Source organism: Candidatus Propionivibrio aalborgensis, assembly GCF_900089945.1.
Taxonomy (GTDB): domain Bacteria; phylum Pseudomonadota; class Gammaproteobacteria; order Burkholderiales; family Rhodocyclaceae; genus Propionivibrio; species Propionivibrio aalborgensis.
Window position 1 is genome coordinate 1 of sequence record NZ_FLQY01000254.1, and the last position, 323, is coordinate 323.

Annotated in this window: 1 protein-coding gene; it reads left to right on the plus strand. The window is 66.9% G+C overall.

Translation table 11 applies throughout. The annotated features are described in order from the left end of the window. Window positions 1-323, plus strand: a 323-nt coding sequence (locus tag PROAA_RS12325) for a transposase (protein ID WP_186411628.1), incomplete at both ends; no start/stop codon positions are given.

Below are 323 nucleotides of genomic sequence, written 5' to 3' on the forward strand. Positions count from 1 at the left end.
GAGATCTGCTCGCCCACGCTGATGCGCTCGATGCCAGGATTGCGGAGTACGACCGGCTGATCGCCCAGACCGCTCGCGAGGACGCACGCAGCAAGCGCCTGATGCAACGCCCCGGTATCGGCCCCGTCACCGCCAGCGCACTCCTGGCCAGCATTGGCAACGGACACGACTTCAAGAACGGCCGCCAGGTCGCCGCATGGATCGGACTGGTGCCGGGACAATACAGCAGGGGCGGCAAGTCCCGGCTGGGGCGCATCACCAAGGCGGGTGACGCTTATCTCAGAAGTCTGCTGGTCATGGGCGCCCGCGCCATTCTCTCCGGG